The following is a 15,046-nucleotide window of genomic DNA, read 5'->3' on the forward strand; positions in this document are numbered from 1 at the left end:
CATAGTCGTCGAACAGCGGGACAAATATCGAAGACAGGCCCCGCTTTCAAATGATGGCGATCTTACTGTACCGTCTGGACGGTGTTGTCAATTCCGCCTAGGCTAATGTAAGGGGGAGGCACCGATGAAAGCCCGCAGAGCAAATTCGCGTGACAGGATACTCGCCGCCGCCGCCGACGTGGCGCGCGAGGCGGGGCCGGGCAGCCTGTCGCTGGACGCCGTCGCCAGCCGCGCCGGCGTCTCGAAGGGCGGTCTGCTCTACAATTTCCCGACCAAGGCCAAGCTGATGCAGGGCCTGGTGGAGGACTATCTGAAGGCGTTCGAGCAGGCGCTGGAGACGCGCACGGCGGACGCAGGCGGCGAAACGCCGCTCGAGGCCTATATCCGGCTTTCGGCCAATGATTGCGAGGAGCCGCAGCCTTCCGCCTCATGGATATTCTCGGCGATCGCCGAGGATCCGGATTTCCTGACACCGATAAAATCCTTCAAGCGGCAGCTGTTCGAGCGGCTGAAGGGCGAGACGAACGACCTCAAGGCGCTGCTGGTCTGCTTTCTCGCCATCGAGGGGCTTCGCAGCATGAATCTCTTTGATTCCGATGTGCTTTCGCCGGACGAGCGCCGGCTGCTGCTGGCGTCGCTGCTGGAGATCGCCAAGGTGAATTGACGCCGGCCGCGACAGGCTAGGCCAACTATCAATCACTCGCCCAAGTTGGTCTGGCAAGCCGTCACACCTAGCGAGGCGGGGATCCCGAGACCGGATCATCCGCTCAATCAATCCGGCGGCGCGAGGTGCGCGACACGCGCAAGAGGATTATGTTGCACGGCACCATGACAATGCCATGTCACGCCCGGCGAGCGCCAGCGCGCGCGCTCCCGGACGGCATCACAACATTGTAATCGCACCGACATATGGCCATGGCATTGTTATGTTGCGGCGCACAAACTATGTGCGGCAATATCGTATTCCACCTGCCGCGAGATCATCATGGGTTCTCTGTCCTCGAAGAACGCCCTCGTCACCGGCTCCACCAGCGGTATCGGCCTGGCAATCGCCCGTGCCTTTGCCGCAGAGGGGGCCAATGTCACCATCAACGGGCTCGGCGATGCCGCCGCGATCGAGCAGGAGCGCGCCGGCATCGAGAAGGATTTTGGCGTCAGGTGCTGCTATTCAGACGCCAACATGATGGATGGCGCGGCGGTCAGCGCCATGGTGCGTGAGGCCGAAGAGGCGTTCGGCAGCCTCGACATCCTGGTCAACAATGCCGGTATCCAGCATGTCGCGCCGATCGACGAGTTTCCCGACGACAAATGGGAAGCGATCATCCGCATCAACCTGCTGGCGGCCTTCTATGCGATCAAGGCAGCACTTCCCGGCATGAAGGCGCGCAAATGGGGCCGCATCATCAACACGGCCTCGGCGCACGCGCTGGTCGCCTCGCCGTTCAAATCGGCCTATGTCTCGGCCAAGCACGGCATCGCCGGCCTCACCAAGACGGTGGCGCTGGAGGTTGCGCAGAATGGCATCACCGTCAACGCCATCGCGCCGGGCTATGTCTGGACGCCGCTGGTCGAAAAGCAGATCCCCGACACGATGAAGGCGCGCGGCATGACCGAGGAGCAGGTCAAGCACGACGTGTTGCTCGCGGCACAGCCGACCAAGGAGTTCGTCACCGTGGACGAACTCGCCGCGCTGACGATGTTCCTGTGCTCGGACGCGGCCAAGCAGATCACCGGCACGACCTTGCCGATGGATGGCGGTTGGACGGCGCAGTAGGCGCCGTCTCCGCGGCGCGGGCGCCGTTTGCGAAAGCGTCTTTCTTGACAAGGCGAGAGGATCGTTCCAGCATTATGGCAAGGGGTTCATCGCGATGACCCCGTGAGGCGTCAGCCCAACGATCGCGTCCAAGCTCTCTCTTTCCGGAGGTGGACGCCATGCCGTCAACGACCGAAATCACCGTACAGCAACTTTCCCGCCTCGTCGGCTTACCGGACGCGCCCGTCCTCATCGATGTGCGCATCGACGAGGATTACCAGGCCGATCCCCGCCTGCTGCCGGCATCCTGCCGGCGCAATTTCAGAACCGTCGCGAACTGGGCGGGGGAGTTCACCGGCTCCAGGGTGGTCATCATCTGCCAGAAGGGGCAAAAACTCTCGCAAGGCGTGGCAGCCTGGCTGCGCCATGAAGGCATCGAAGCGGAATCGCTGGAAGGCGGCTTCGAGGCCTGGGCGGCGGCCAAGGCGCCGCTGGTCATGGCCGGCGCGATACCGCCGCGCGACGACAAAGGCCGCACGGTCTGGGTGACACGGGCGCGGCCCAAAGTCGACCGCATCGCCTGCCCCTGGCTGATCCGCCGCTTCGTCGATCCCGAAGCGGTGTTCCTGTTCGTCGACGCGGCCGAAGTGCCGGCGGTGGCCGACCGCTTTTCGGCGGTTCCTTTCGACATCGACAATGTGTTCTGGAGCCATCGCGGCGAGCGCTGTACCTTCGATACGATGATCGAGGAGTTCGGCCTCGCCTCCGAAGCGCTCGATCGCCTGGCGCTCATCGTGCGTGCGGCCGACACGGCGCGGCTCGATCTCGTGCCGCAAGCGGCGGGCTTCCTCGCCGCGTCGCTCGGCCTGTCGCGCATGTTCCGCGACGATCTCGAGCAGCTCGAGGCCGGCATGCTCCTCTATGACGCTTTCTTCCGCTGGTGCCGCGACGCCACCGAGGAAACGCACAACTGGCCGAGCGGGAGCAAGCCGTCATGAACGACCTCGCGGCGGACGACGATGCCGAGGCCGCCGTGCCGGCGGCGCCGAGCTTCAGGGAGGCGGTGCGTCTGTGGGCGAAGATCGGCCTGCTCTCCTTCGGTGGTCCGGCCGGGCAGATCGCCCTGATGCACAAGGAACTGGTCGAGGAGCGCCGCTGGATCGGCGAGCAGCGTTTCCTGCATGCGCTCAACTACTGCATGCTCCTGCCCGGACCGGAGGCGCAGCAGCTCGCCGTCTATATAGGCTGGCTGCTGCACCGGACCGCCGGCGGCCTCGTCGCCGGCATCCTGTTCGTGCTGCCTGGGGCGCTCGTGATGCTCGGCCTCAGCAGCTTCTACATGCTCTACAACGATGCGCCGGTCATCGAGGCGCTGTTCTTCGGCATCAAGGCGGCGGTGCTGGCGGTGGTCGTCGAGGCCGTCATCCGCATCGGCAAGCGGGCTCTCAAGAACCGGGCGATGGTGGCGATCGCGGTCGCCGCCTTCCTCGCCATCTATGTCGTCAAGCTGCCGTTTCCGCTGATCATCCTGCTGGCCGGGCTGACCGGCTGGGTCGGCAACCGCCTCGCGCCGGGCCTGTTTTCCGGATCGGCGCATGGCAAGGACACCAAACAGGACAGCCGGGGCGTTGTCGACCTGATGTTCGAGCGCGGCGAGCTCGGACACACCAGGCCGACGAAATGGCACGCGCCGCGCACCATCGCCATCTGGCTGCCGATCTGGCTGGGGCCGGTGGCGCTGATTGCGGCGATGGGCGGCCCGGCCAGCGTCTGGACGCAGCTCGGCAGCTTCTTCAGCGTCATGGCGGTCGTGACCTTCGGCGGCGCCTATGCGGTTCTCGCCTATGTCGCGCAGGCGGCGGTGTCGTCGTTCGGCTGGCTGGCGCCTGGCGAGATGGTCGACGGCCTCGGCCTGGCGGAGACGACGCCGGGGCCGCTGATCCTGGTGCTGCAGTTCGTCGGCTTCGTCGCCGCCTACCGTCACGCCGGCGCGCTCAGCCCGCTGCTTGCCGGGTCGCTCGGATCGTTGCTGACGCTCTGGGTCACCTTCGTGCCTTGCTTCTTCTGGATCTTCCTCGGCGCGCCCTACATCGAGCAGCTGCGGCAGAACAAGGCACTGTCGGCGGCGCTCGGCGCCATCACCGCGGCCGTCGTCGGCGTGGTGATGAACCTCGCGCTGTGGTTCGCGCTGCATGTCGTCTTCGGCACGGTGCGCAGCGTCGGCGTCGGCATGGAGATCCCCGTTCTGGCGTCGCTCGATTGGCGCGCGGCGCTGCTGTCGTTGGCGGCGATGGTCGCCATGCTCAGGCTGAAGGTCGGCATGCTGCCGACGCTGGTTGCATCGGCGCTGGCGGGGCTGGCGCTGCAGGCGCTCTGACCTCGGCGACATCAGCACCCGCTCTCTGGTGGCGGCACTGCAGCAGCGCGTCGATCCGGTCGCGACCGGGGCGATCACGGCAGGGTGATTTCCAGTCCGATCGAACGGCATGGTGTTGTCGGCAGCCGGCATCGAAGGCTACACGGATTGTCGCGTGTGCCCGCAACGATGCCCGGCTGCACGATTGTCTTTCGAGTTGGAACGCAACATGACGCTGACGCGCCGCAAATTTCTGAATACCACGGCGGTGGCCGGCGCGGCAGGGATCGGGCTGTCGGCCATGGGGAAGTTGGTCAGCCGGGCATTGGCCGGGCCCGATCCGGTGACGCTGAAGACGGCCAGGATCGAGGCGAAGCTGATGGATGTCGGCCGGACCAGGGATGTCCTGACCTATGGCGAGGCCGGCATGCCGCCGGTGCTCAGGATGAAGAAGGGCGAGCCCTTCGCCGCGCGGCTGATCAACGGCATCGACGATCCGACGACGATCCATTGGCACGGCATCCGCGTCCCCAACAAGATGGACGGGGTGCCGTTCCTGGTGCAGCCCTATGTCTACACCGGCGATCATTTCGACTATCAGTTCACGCCGCCGGACGCTGGCACCTTCTGGTATCACCCGCACTGCAACACGCTGGAGCAGATGGGTCACGGGCTGACCGGCGTGATCGTGGTCGAGAACCCCAACGATCCGCAATTCGATGCCGAAAAAGTGATCAATCTGCGCGACTGGCGCCTCGGCGACGACGGCCAGTTCATCGACCAGTTCCGGCCTCGCGACGCGGCAAGGGCGGGCACCTATGGAACGGTGCGCACCGCCAACTGGCTCGACCAGCCGCAATTCGACGCGCCGGCCGGCGGGCTGGTGCGGCTGCGGGCAGCCATCACCGACGTCACCCGCGTCTACGCCTTCCGTGTCGAGGGCGCCGAGGCGGCGGTGATCGCGCTCGACGGCAATCCGGTGCCGCAACGCTTCGCGCCCGACGCCTTGCAGCTTGGACCTGGCCAGCGGCTGGATCTCGCCATACGCATGCCCGACGACGAGGGCGCCATCGTCAGCCTGAGGGACGTCAGGGGCACCAAGCCCAAGATACTGGCGACGCTGCGCGCGGTCGGAAAGTCGCTCAAGCGCGACGTTCGCGATCTTGCGCCGCTGGAGGCCAATCCGGTGGCGGAGGTGGATGTCGCCAGCGCCCAGCACATTTCGCTGGCACTCAGCGCCACCGCGGAAAACGTTCCGGCTGACGGCATCTGCGGCTCGCTCGGCTACAGTTTCTGGGCGATCAACAAGGTGCCGTGGCCGGGCGACACGCCGGACCCGACCGCGCCGCTGGCCGACCTGAAGCTCGGCCGAAGCTATGTCATCGACATGGAGAACCTGACGCCGCAATCGCATCCGATCCATCTGCACGGCATGAGCTTCAAGGTGCTGTCGTCGTCGACGCGCCCGGTCCAGCCGCTGGTTTCCGACACCTATCTCATCCAGCCCGACGAGAAGGTTCAGCTGGGTTTCGTGGCCGACAATCCCGGCGACTGGCTGCTGCATTGCCACGTCATCGAGCACCAGAAGTCGGGGATGACGAGCTATATCCGCGTAGCCTGAAGGGACTGGTCGCAAACGCATAGGGCGGTTTGCGCCGCGGAGGCAAAGGCTGGTTTCGCTGCCGCTTGGACAAGGCGCCGTCGCTCGTTTCCAAACTTGACCAGGATGCCATTTCCAAAACCTGCGACCCTGCATTTACAACTAACATGTTAGTGTGGTAAAGCTGCCTGCATAGTGATATCAGGAGAGCTTTCGCAGTGACTTCGCGCTTTGGTCTTTCGGTCGCCCTGGCGACGCCTTTTCACGCGTCCGGGCAGATCGCGGTTCCCGCGATGGTCGCGCAGGCCAAGGCCTGCCTTGTCGCCGGCTGCGGCAGCGCCACGCTGTTCGGCACCACCGGCGAGGGCGCCTCGATCGGCACCGAAGAGCGGCGCCGGATCGTCGAGGCCATGCTTGCCGACGGCATCCCGGCGCATCAGCTCGTTTCCGGCGTGCTGGTCGATGCGGCCGAGGACGCGGCCGAGCAGGCGCGGCATGCGCTGCAGCTCGGCGCCCGCAACATCCTGCTGGCGCCGCCGAGCTATTTCAAGAATGTCGGCGAGGACGGGCTGTTCGGATGGTTCGCCGCCGTCTTCGCGGCGCTCGGTCCGCTGGCCCGCGACGTCCTGCTCTACAACATCCCGTCCGTCACCATGGTGCCGTTGCCGCTCAGCCTGATTGGCCGGCTGCGTGCCGCCTTTCCGAATGTGGTCGCGGGCGTCAAGGATTCGGGTGGCGACTGGACCTACAGCGAGGCGCTGCTTGCCGCGCATGGCGACCTGGTGATCCTGATTGGAGACGAGCGGCATCTGGCGAGGAGCGTGCGGCGGGGCGGGCAGGGCGCCATTTCCGGCATGGCCAATTTCGTTGCCGGCGAGATCCGCGCCATGGCGGTGGACGGCCGCGATGATGCCCGGGTCGAGAATTTCGTGCTCGAACTGCTCAAATTTCCGGTGATACCGGCGGTCAAGGCGATGCTGGCGCGCAGCACCGGCGACGACGGCTGGCTTGCCGTTCGTCCGCCGCTGGAGCCGACCTCGCAGCAGGGGCGCAAGCAGCTTGCCGCGGCCTACGACCAATTGTTTGCGACAGAGCCGGCCTGACCGGCAAGGAAGCGCTGAATGGAAGACGGCAGCGAACCGGCGACCCTCAGGGAAAAGGCCTATGCCAGCTTCACGCGGCATCTGCTGGCGCGCGACCTGAGGCCCGGGCAGTTCGTGTCGCAGCGCGAGCTGGTCGCCTTCACCGGGCTGCCGCTCGGCGCTATTCGCGAGATCGTGCCGCGGCTCGAGGCCGAGGGCCTGCTGACCACCATTCCGCAGCGCGGCATGCAGATCGCCCATATCGACATCAACCTGATCCGCGAGGCCTTCCAGTTCCGCCTGTTCATGGAGCGCGAGGCGGTGGCGCTGTTCACCGTCAGCGCCGCCGATGCCGAGCTCGCCCGTTTGCGGCGCGAGCATGAGGAGATGCTTGCCGAGGCGCTGGCGCAGCCGGCGACGCCGGAGATGGAAGCCAGGGCACAGACCATCGACTGGGCGATGCACGACACCTTCATCGACGCGCTCGACAACGAAATCATCGCCAAGGCCTATCTGGTCAATTCTGTGAAGATCCGGCTGATCCATCAGGAGAGGTTCCGCATCGACGGCCGCGTCGTGCCGGTCATGCGCGAGCACCTGGCGGTGATCGAGGCGATGGAAAGCCGCAACCCGCAAAAGGCGGTCGAGGCGATCAGTCTGCACATCGACAATGCGCGCCGGCTGGCGCTGCAGATCTGAGGGAAATGAGCCGCGCCGCCGCAGCGGCGCAATCCACAACGACAGCAACCCCGGGAGGAAGAAATGTCGTCCAATCCGTTCACCCCAACCAGAAGGCAACTGCTTGCCGGAACAGCCGCTCTTGCCGCCGCCGGCTTCGCCGGCTTGCGCCCCAGCTTTGCCGCCGGCGTCGATTGGAAGCGCTTTTCCGGCACCACGCTCGACGTCAATCTGGTCAAGAGCCCGCGCAGCGACACGCTGATAAAATATATCGCCGAGTTCGAGGAACTGACCGGCATCAAGGTCAATGCCGAGGCGACGCCCGAACAGCAGCAGCGCCAGAAGACGGTGATCGAGCTCAGCTCAGGCAAGCCGAGCTTCGACGTCGTGCATCTCAGCTACCACGTGCAGAAGCGGCAGTTCGAGAAGGGCGGCTGGCTGGCCGACATCTCCGGCTATCTCGCCGATCCGACGCTCACCGATCCGGCACTGGTCGAGAGCGACTTCGCCGATGCCGGCATGGTCTTCGCCAAGGATACGCAAGGCGTGCTGCGCTCGCTGCCGTTCTCGGTCGACTACTGGATCGTCTACTGGAACAAGGAACTGTTCGAGGCCAAGGGGCTGAAATATCCCGAGACCTTCGAGCAGCTGGTGGCGGCGGCCGAGGCGCTGACCGATCCTTCGGCCAACACCTATGGCTTCGTCGCCCGCGGGCTGAAGAACGCCAACACGCCGGTGTGGACGTCGCTGATGCTGGGCTACGACATGACGCCGCTCGATGCCGAGGGCAAGCTGCGCACGCTGTCTCCCGAGGCGGTCGAAGCGGCCGGCCTCTACCAGCGGCTGATGACCAAATCGGCGCCTCCCGGCGTCACCGGTTTCAACTGGGCCGAGGCGCAGTCGGCCTTCCTGCAGGGCAAGATCGGCATGTGGTTCGACGGCGTCGGGTTCGCGCCGCCGATGGAAAATCCTGAAAAGTCGCGGGTCGTCGGCAAGGTCGGCTACGGCGTCATGCCGAAGGGCCCCAAGGCGCATGCCTCCGGCACGTTCGGCGACGGCATCGGCGTCACCGCCGCCAGCGAGAAGAAGGAAGCGGCCTATCTGTTCTGCCAATGGGCGGTGTCGCCGGCCATGGGCGCGCGGCTGCTGCAGGCCGGGGCCGGCGTGCCGTTCCGCAAATCGGTGCTGGAGGATCCCAAGGTGCGCGAGGGCGTCACCATGCCGGCAAGCTGGCTCGACGCCGTGGTCGGCTCCGGCAATGTCAGCCGGCTGGCGCTGCCGGTCATCATCCCGGTCACCGAGTTCCGTGACATCTATGGCGTCGCGCTGAGCAACATGATCGCCGGCGCCGATCCGGCGGACGAGCTGAAGAAGGCCACCGACCAGTTCCAGCCGGTCCTGGACCGGAGCGAGCAAGGCTGATGTCCGCCACCACCCCAGAACGGACCGGGGTGACGATGGAAGCCATGGAAGGGAGCCAGACGGTGCGTCTGGCTCCCAACTACTGGCCCTTCGTCCTGCCGGCGCTCGTCGTCGTCGGCGCGGTGATCGTCTTTCCCTGGGCATTCACGCTGTGGATGAGCGTCAACAGCTGGACGCTCGGCCAGTCGCGCAGCTTTGCCGGGATGGACAACTATCTGCGCCTGGCGGGCGACCCGCGGTTCTGGGAATCGCTCTGGCACACGCTTACCTACACCTTCCTGTCGGTCGTCGCGCCGATGTTCCTCGGCACGGTCGCGGCGCTGATCTTCGATGCGAAGGTTCCGCTGCGCGGCCTGCTGCGCGGCGTCTTCGTGATGCCGATGATGGCGACACCGGTCGCCGTGGCGCTGGTGTGGACGATGATGTTTCATCCGCAGCTCGGCGTGCTCAACTATCTCCTGTCGCTGGTCGGTATCCCGCCGCAGGAATGGATCTTCAACGCCAGGAGCGTCATTCCCTCGCTGGTCGCGGTCGAGACCTGGCAGTGGACGCCGTTGGTGATGCTGATCGTGCTGGGCGGGCTGGCCTCGGTGCCGCGCGAGCCGTTCGAGAGCGCCGAGATCGATGGCGCCAACGCCTGGCAGCAGTTCCGCTACCTGACCTTGCCGATGATCGCGCCGTTCCTGATGATTGCCGTCATCATCCGCACCATCGATGCGCTGAAGAGCTTCGACATCATCTACGCCATGACCCAGGGCGGTCCGGGCACGGCGTCGGAAACCATCAACATCTATCTCTACAACACCGCCTTCTCCTACTACGACATCGGCTACGGCTCGGCCATGGCCGTGGTGTTCTTCGTCGTGATCGTGGCGCTGTCCTTCGTCCTGTTGATGCTGCGCCAGCGCTCGCAATGGATCAACGCGGAGGGCAAATAGATGACGTCGCGGCTCCTCAACCGGATCGGTCTGTTCTTCGCGGCCCTGGTGCTCGTCTCGCCAGCGATCCTGTTCTTCCTCTGGATGATCTCGCTGTCGCTGAAATTCGAGATCGACAACGGCGCCTATCCGCCGATCCTGATCCCCGAGCGCTTCGCCTGGTCGAACTATGTGAAGGTGTTCGAGGAGAACAACTTCCTGCTCTATCTGTGGAATTCGGTGCTGGTCACCGGCACGGCGACGCTGCTGGCGCTCCTGATCGGCGTGCCGGCGGGCTACGGCATCGCCCGGCTCAAGGCCGAGCGCTCGGCCGTCGTCATCATGATCGCCCGCATGACGCCCGGCCTTTCCTATCTGATCCCGCTGTTCCTGCTGTTCCAGTGGATCGGCATCCTCGGCACGCTGTGGCCGCAGATCATCATCCATCTGGTGGTGACCGTGCCGATCGTCGTCTGGGTGATGATCGGTTATTTCGAGACGACGCCGATGGAGCTGGAGGAAGCGGCCAGCATCGACGGCGCCAGCTCCTGGCAGGTGTTCCGGCTGGTGGCGCTGCCAATCGCCAAGCCGGGCATCGTCGTCGCCTTCATCCTGTCGGTCATCTTCTCGTGGAACAATTTCGTCTTCGGCGTGGTGCTCGCCAGCCGCGAGACGCGCACCTTGCCGGTCGCCGTCTACAACATGCTGTCCTACGAGCAGGTGAGCTGGGGGCCGCTCGCCGCGGCAGCACTCGTGGTGACGCTGCCGGTGTTGGTGCTGACCCTGTTCGCGCAAAGGCAGATCGTCGCCGGGCTGACCGCCGGCGCCGTCAAGGGCGGCTGAGGCCGGTCCGACATCACACGTTTCGTGGAGAGATAAAATGGCATCGGTGACCATCAACAACGTGCAGAAGGCTTTTGGGACCGCAAAGATCATCCACGATGTCAGCGTCGACATCGCCGACGGCGAGTTCGTCATCCTGGTCGGGCCGTCGGGCTGCGGGAAGTCGACGCTGCTGCGCATGATCGCGGGGCTGGAAACGATCTCGGCCGGCAAGATCGCCATCGGCGAGCGGGTCGTCAACGAGCTCAGGGCGCGCGACCGCAACATCGCCATGGTGTTCCAGAACTACGCGCTCTATCCGCACATGACGGTGGCCGACAATATGGGCTTCGCGCTCAAGATCAAGAAAGCCGACCCGGCCGACACCGCCAGCCGGGTCAAGCGGGCGGCAAGCATACTTGGCCTGGAAAAGCTGCTCGACCGCTATCCGCGCCAGCTTTCTGGCGGCCAGCGGCAGCGCGTCGCCATGGGCCGCGCCATCGTGCGCGACCCGCAAGTGTTCCTGTTCGACGAGCCGCTCAGCAATCTCGACGCCAAGCTGCGCGTGCAGATGCGGGGCGAGATCAAGGCGCTGCACCAGCGGCTGGGCACCACCACGATCTATGTCACGCACGACCAGATCGAGGCCATGACCATGGCCGACAAGATCGTCGTGCTGCATGACGGGCTGGTCGAGCAGATCGGCGCGCCGCTCGACCTTTACGATCGTCCGGCCAATCTCTTCGTCGCCGGCTTCATCGGCTCGCCGTCGATGAACTTCATCCGCGGCCGCATCGAGGAAGGCGTGTTCCGCAGCGCCAGCGGACTGACGCTGCCGCTGCCGCATGACCTCCACCCGGCGCGGGTCCCGGACGGCGAGCTCGTCTACGGCATCCGTCCCGAACACATCCGGGCACGCAGCGAGGGCATTGCCGGCACCGTGACGCTTCTGGAAGCGACGGGCTCGGAGATCTTCGCCACGGTTGATTGCGGCGGCGAGGAAATCTCCTGCCTGTTCCGCGAGCGGCTTAAGCTGAAGCAGGGCGAAACGGTGCGCATCGAGGTCGACCGCGCCAGCGCCCATCTGTTCGCGGCGAACACCGGCCAGCGCATCTGAACGCCTTAAGGCGGGACCTGCCCGAAGCGTCCTGGTGGCTTCGACGGCGCTTGGCCGCTCGAACCGATAGCGCCAGCTTGCCGGCGCGCGCCGGCGGTGCTTAGGTGCGCCGTCAATGGGCGGGGTTGCCGTGGATCAGCGATCTCAGTCGCCGGGGAAAAAATTCATCCGGACAATCGTAACCGTTCGATGAGGTCGGCGTCCGACTTCCCGGCGCGGCACCGCTTCGTCCTGGCGGCGGCACGGCTGCTGATCACGCTACGTCACCCCCTGCTCGTGGTGCGATTTGCAAGAAAGATGGGCTATTGGCCCAATCCCGCCGCGCCCGAGCGCTACAATGAATGCATGCTCTGGCGAAGGCTGATCGACCACAATCCGTTGTTCGTCACGCTGTCGGACAAGCTCGCCGTGAAGGAATATATCCGCGCCGTCTGCCCGGAGCTGGAAGTGCCGAAGACGTTGTGGCGCGGTCGCGACCCCGACGACATCCCGTCGGCGCTGCTCGAAGGCGAGGCGGTGGTCAAAGCCAACCATGGCTGCGACATGAACATCTTCGTCTCCGGCGGCCAGCCGGATCGCGCCTCCATCGTGCGTCAGCTGAGACGATGGCTGGGCAAGCGCCAGGGTCGCCGCAACAGCGAGTGGGCCTACTGGCCGATCGTGCCGGAGGTATTCGTCGAGGAGATGCTGCCGCTCGCCGGCGGTGAGATCGCCACCGAAATCAAGGTCCAGGTCTGCAGCGGCGTCGTCTGCCATGTCCGGGCCGAAGACAAGGAGGCGCTCAAGTCGCGGCTGTTCGATCCTGACGGCAACCCCCTGGCGGGGCGCGACATCGACTATCCGCGTGAGATCAGGCGCTGCCCGTCACCGCCGGCCTTGTCGAATTGATCAGGCAAGCGGCCCTGATCGCGCCGCGTGTCGCCGGCGATCTCGATTATGTTCGCGTCGATTTCCTGGTCACGCGCGAGCGGCTCTACGCCGGCGAGATCACCGTCTATTCGGCCGGCGGTTATGCGACCTGGAGCAATCCTGCGATCATGGCGGACATGGAGCGGCGCTGGCGGCTCGATCACTCGGATTATCTGCGGCGGCGGCATTCCGGGCTTGCCAGACTCTACGCCGACGCGCTGCGCTCAAAATGCCTGCGGGCCAACGGCAGTCCGGAACCTGTTGCGGTCGCCGAAATCCACCCGCCGCTGGGTGTGCCGGATCCGCACGACGCCTGAACGGTCCGACTGGCGTGTGCGGGTCAATGACAGCGTGCTGCAAACCGTCATGAAGGGGGTTGCGGCCGTGGGCGGCAGCGTCCTGCCAGGCTTCGGCGGCTCGCTGGCGATGGTTGGGGATCGGGCGCGTCGGCCGAGTTCTTTCGAACAGGATCTCGACCGCGCGCGTGGACGATCACCGCACCGGCGGAAACATCAATCCTTTGGAGCCCAGAGCGCCGCCAGGGAGCAAATCGAAGACCTGCGAGCATCCCAATCGACACGGGGTGCTATCGACACGGCTTTCGAACGCCGTGCCGATCAGCCTTTGCTGGCGGAATGTGATCCACCATGTCCACCAAGGGGACGAGGCCCACTTTCATTCACTGTATGTGCACGACGACGTAGCGTCCGCCGTAGGGTTGATAATACGTGCTGCCGCAGTGCCACAGCACGGTGCCGTTGATCGCGGTCTTCACGCACGCTGCCGGGAGCCGGGTCACGTAGATCGTCGAGCGGCGGATCGTTCGGCGTGTGGTACGCCTCGCGACCCCTGCGACACTGCCAGGTGTGAGCGGACGGCCAACTTTCGCCTGCGCGTTGCCAACGAAGGGCGCGAACGGGATAACCGCATCGGCCAGATCGGCAAACATCAAGGCAACGACGATTCCGGCGGCGCCGGTCAATCTCAAGCTGGATCTCGTCATCTTGCATCCTCCCAAGAACTCGCCACTCAGTGCGTTTTGACTCGCTGCCGACCACGCCCGGCGCGAGCCTGCGCCAACCCAAATCGGCGGACCTGCTCGCTGACCCAGCGGGCCAGAGGCGGTGCGTTATAAGCATTTTAGAATGTACTAATTCTCGAGTGCGACTTCTATCCGGATTGCGCAAACCCAGTCGAACTGCTTGCACTGATGACGTGGCGCAATTTCTCGGCGCACCTTACGCCTTGGTCACGATCTCCCGGCACGCTGAAGCGTTTCCTTGGGAGACTCGCCGAAGAACAGGCGATAATTCGCGGCGAAGCGGCCCAGATGGGTGACCCCCACGTCCATAGCGATCGTCGTAACGCTCAAGCCGTTGGCGCGAGCCGTGACAAGGAGCCGTCTTGCTTCGTTGAGGCGGAGCGCTCTTATGAATTCGAGCGGGGTTACCGCGAACGTGGTGCGAAAGGCGTATTCGAGCTGTCGACGGCTGACACCGATTTCCCGGCACAGCCGAACAATGGGTATGTCTTCCCGGATATGAGTGCGAATGAAATCCTCGGCCGCCGACGCTTGTCTAAAGTGGCGACTCGCGCAATCGACTGTTCCGCTCCCGCGACTGTCTGCCCCTGCGAAGGCGTCAGCCACTGCCCCCAGATATTCCTCGAACGCAGCTGGAGGCTGCTCCGGCAAAACCGACTCGCTTCCGACTGTCCCGAGGTAGTCTGCCATCGACTTCATCTGGCGTCGGATTCTTTGCGCTTCCTTGGTGGCGAGCCGAATTGCCGAGGGGAGATTGTTGATCTTCTCGATAACCATCCCCGCGGCAACCGACTGGATCTCCATCCAGGTCGCGGTGGGAACAATGGCGACAGCGTAAGTGAGGCCGGGCCGGACCGTAGCCGTCACACCCGTGCCGGCAGGGATTGCCAGGATCAAGTCGTCTTCGAGCGGAACGCCGCATATTGTCGACCCACAGGCCCGCTCGATAGCCACTAACGCCACCGAACCTGGATCGAAACCGCCTCTGGCGCGGAAGGCGCAATTGAATTCTGGCAGGTCGAGCGCCCACTTACCGGGGGACTGGATTTGCCGGATGCGCGAGGGACGCCAGCCTGCCGAAAGCCTGTCGACCTCTACGGGCAGACCAGAGGCGGCGCTGGTCAGGTCGTCTGGGCCAAGCAGCACATCCCTGTACGAAGGCGATGAAGGCCACGTGGTCACGCAAGGCGTCCTTTGCGCAAAGTGGATAGAAGAACGACTATATTAGGTTTAGCTTAAGCGTAAATTGCGCGAGATCAATTGGCACTTAGGTACCCCGACGAACGGCCTAGTGGGGATAGACCATGCGGCCAAGTTGACAGAGCGCAAAGCGAGGGTTCATCCAGTA

The 15,046-nt window shown here is 64.8% G+C and carries 15 protein-coding genes; 13 read left to right on the forward strand and 2 right to left on the reverse strand.

Annotated features, from left to right (window positions below; all coding sequences use genetic code 11):
* The first annotated feature begins 124 nt into the window (after window positions 1-124).
* From EN846_RS25710 to EN846_RS36430, 13 genes are all read left to right on the forward strand, one after another.
* Window positions 125-664: a TetR/AcrR family transcriptional regulator gene (locus EN846_RS25710; RefSeq protein WP_127282655.1), complete on the forward strand. Its 540-nt coding sequence runs from the start codon at window positions 125-127 to the stop codon at window positions 662-664.
* A gap of 321 nt (window positions 665-985) precedes the next feature.
* Complete coding sequence (locus EN846_RS25715; RefSeq protein ID WP_127391308.1) at window positions 986-1,774, forward strand: 3-hydroxybutyrate dehydrogenase; 789 nt, start codon at window positions 986-988, stop codon at window positions 1,772-1,774.
* Between the two features lie 158 nt (window positions 1,775-1,932).
* Window positions 1,933-2,751 (forward strand): chromate resistance protein ChrB domain-containing protein, encoded by an 819-nt coding sequence (locus EN846_RS25720; protein WP_128274853.1) that lies wholly within the window; start codon window positions 1,933-1,935, stop codon window positions 2,749-2,751.
* A complete protein-coding gene (gene chrA, locus EN846_RS25725) occupies window positions 2,748-4,130 on the forward strand; it encodes a chromate efflux transporter (protein WP_127393737.1) in 1,383 nt (460 codons plus the stop codon). The genes EN846_RS25720 and chrA overlap by 4 nt, the downstream gene beginning before the upstream one ends.
* Before the next feature lie 208 nt (window positions 4,131-4,338).
* Window positions 4,339-5,730, forward strand: coding sequence for a multicopper oxidase family protein (locus tag EN846_RS25730; protein ID WP_127393738.1), 1,392 nt, complete (start codon window positions 4,339-4,341; stop codon window positions 5,728-5,730).
* 197 nt (window positions 5,731-5,927) lie between these two features.
* Complete coding sequence (locus EN846_RS25735; protein ID WP_127393739.1) at window positions 5,928-6,812, forward strand: dihydrodipicolinate synthase family protein; 885 nt, start codon at window positions 5,928-5,930, stop codon at window positions 6,810-6,812.
* Between the two features lie 18 nt (window positions 6,813-6,830).
* Entirely contained in the window at window positions 6,831-7,490 is a 660-nt protein-coding gene (locus EN846_RS25740; RefSeq protein ID WP_127282661.1) for a GntR family transcriptional regulator, read from the forward strand.
* A gap of 63 nt (window positions 7,491-7,553) precedes the next feature.
* On the forward strand, window positions 7,554-8,891 hold the full coding sequence (locus EN846_RS25745) for a sugar ABC transporter substrate-binding protein (RefSeq protein WP_127393415.1): 1,338 nt from the start codon (window positions 7,554-7,556) through the stop codon (window positions 8,889-8,891).
* Window positions 8,891-9,829 (forward strand): sugar ABC transporter permease, encoded by a 939-nt coding sequence (locus EN846_RS25750; protein ID WP_127282663.1) that lies wholly within the window; start codon window positions 8,891-8,893, stop codon window positions 9,827-9,829. Before EN846_RS25745 ends, EN846_RS25750 begins: the two co-directional genes overlap by 1 nt.
* Entirely contained in the window at window positions 9,830-10,651 is an 822-nt protein-coding gene (locus EN846_RS25755) for a carbohydrate ABC transporter permease (protein WP_127393414.1), read from the forward strand. It abuts the gene before it with no gap.
* 37 nt (window positions 10,652-10,688) lie between these two features.
* Window positions 10,689-11,747: a sn-glycerol-3-phosphate ABC transporter ATP-binding protein UgpC gene (ugpC, locus tag EN846_RS25760; protein WP_127393413.1), complete on the forward strand. Its 1,059-nt coding sequence runs from the start codon at window positions 10,689-10,691 to the stop codon at window positions 11,745-11,747.
* Window positions 11,748-11,936: 189 nt separating this feature from the next.
* Complete coding sequence (locus EN846_RS36425; RefSeq protein ID WP_135913966.1) at window positions 11,937-12,635, forward strand: ATP-grasp fold amidoligase family protein; 699 nt, start codon at window positions 11,937-11,939, stop codon at window positions 12,633-12,635.
* Entirely contained in the window at window positions 12,632-12,973 is a 342-nt protein-coding gene (locus EN846_RS36430) for an ATP-grasp fold amidoligase family protein (RefSeq protein WP_210236123.1), read from the forward strand. Before EN846_RS36425 ends, EN846_RS36430 begins: the two co-directional genes overlap by 4 nt.
* Window positions 12,974-13,335: 362 nt before the next feature.
* Here EN846_RS36430 and EN846_RS25775 read toward each other — a convergent pair whose 3' ends face one another.
* The gene (locus tag EN846_RS25775; RefSeq protein WP_128346335.1) at window positions 13,336-13,659 is read right to left on the reverse strand and encodes a hypothetical protein; all 324 of its coding nucleotides are present in this window, start codon (window positions 13,657-13,659) and stop codon (window positions 13,336-13,338) included.
* 246 nt (window positions 13,660-13,905) lie between these two features.
* Entirely contained in the window at window positions 13,906-14,880 is a 975-nt protein-coding gene (locus EN846_RS25780; RefSeq protein ID WP_127391154.1) for a helix-turn-helix domain-containing protein, read from the reverse strand.
* Window positions 14,881-15,046 lie beyond the last annotated feature (166 nt).

Source organism: Mesorhizobium sp. M4B.F.Ca.ET.203.01.1.1 (assembly GCF_004791025.1).
In the GTDB taxonomy this organism is placed as follows: domain Bacteria; phylum Pseudomonadota; class Alphaproteobacteria; order Rhizobiales; family Rhizobiaceae; genus Mesorhizobium; species Mesorhizobium abyssinicae.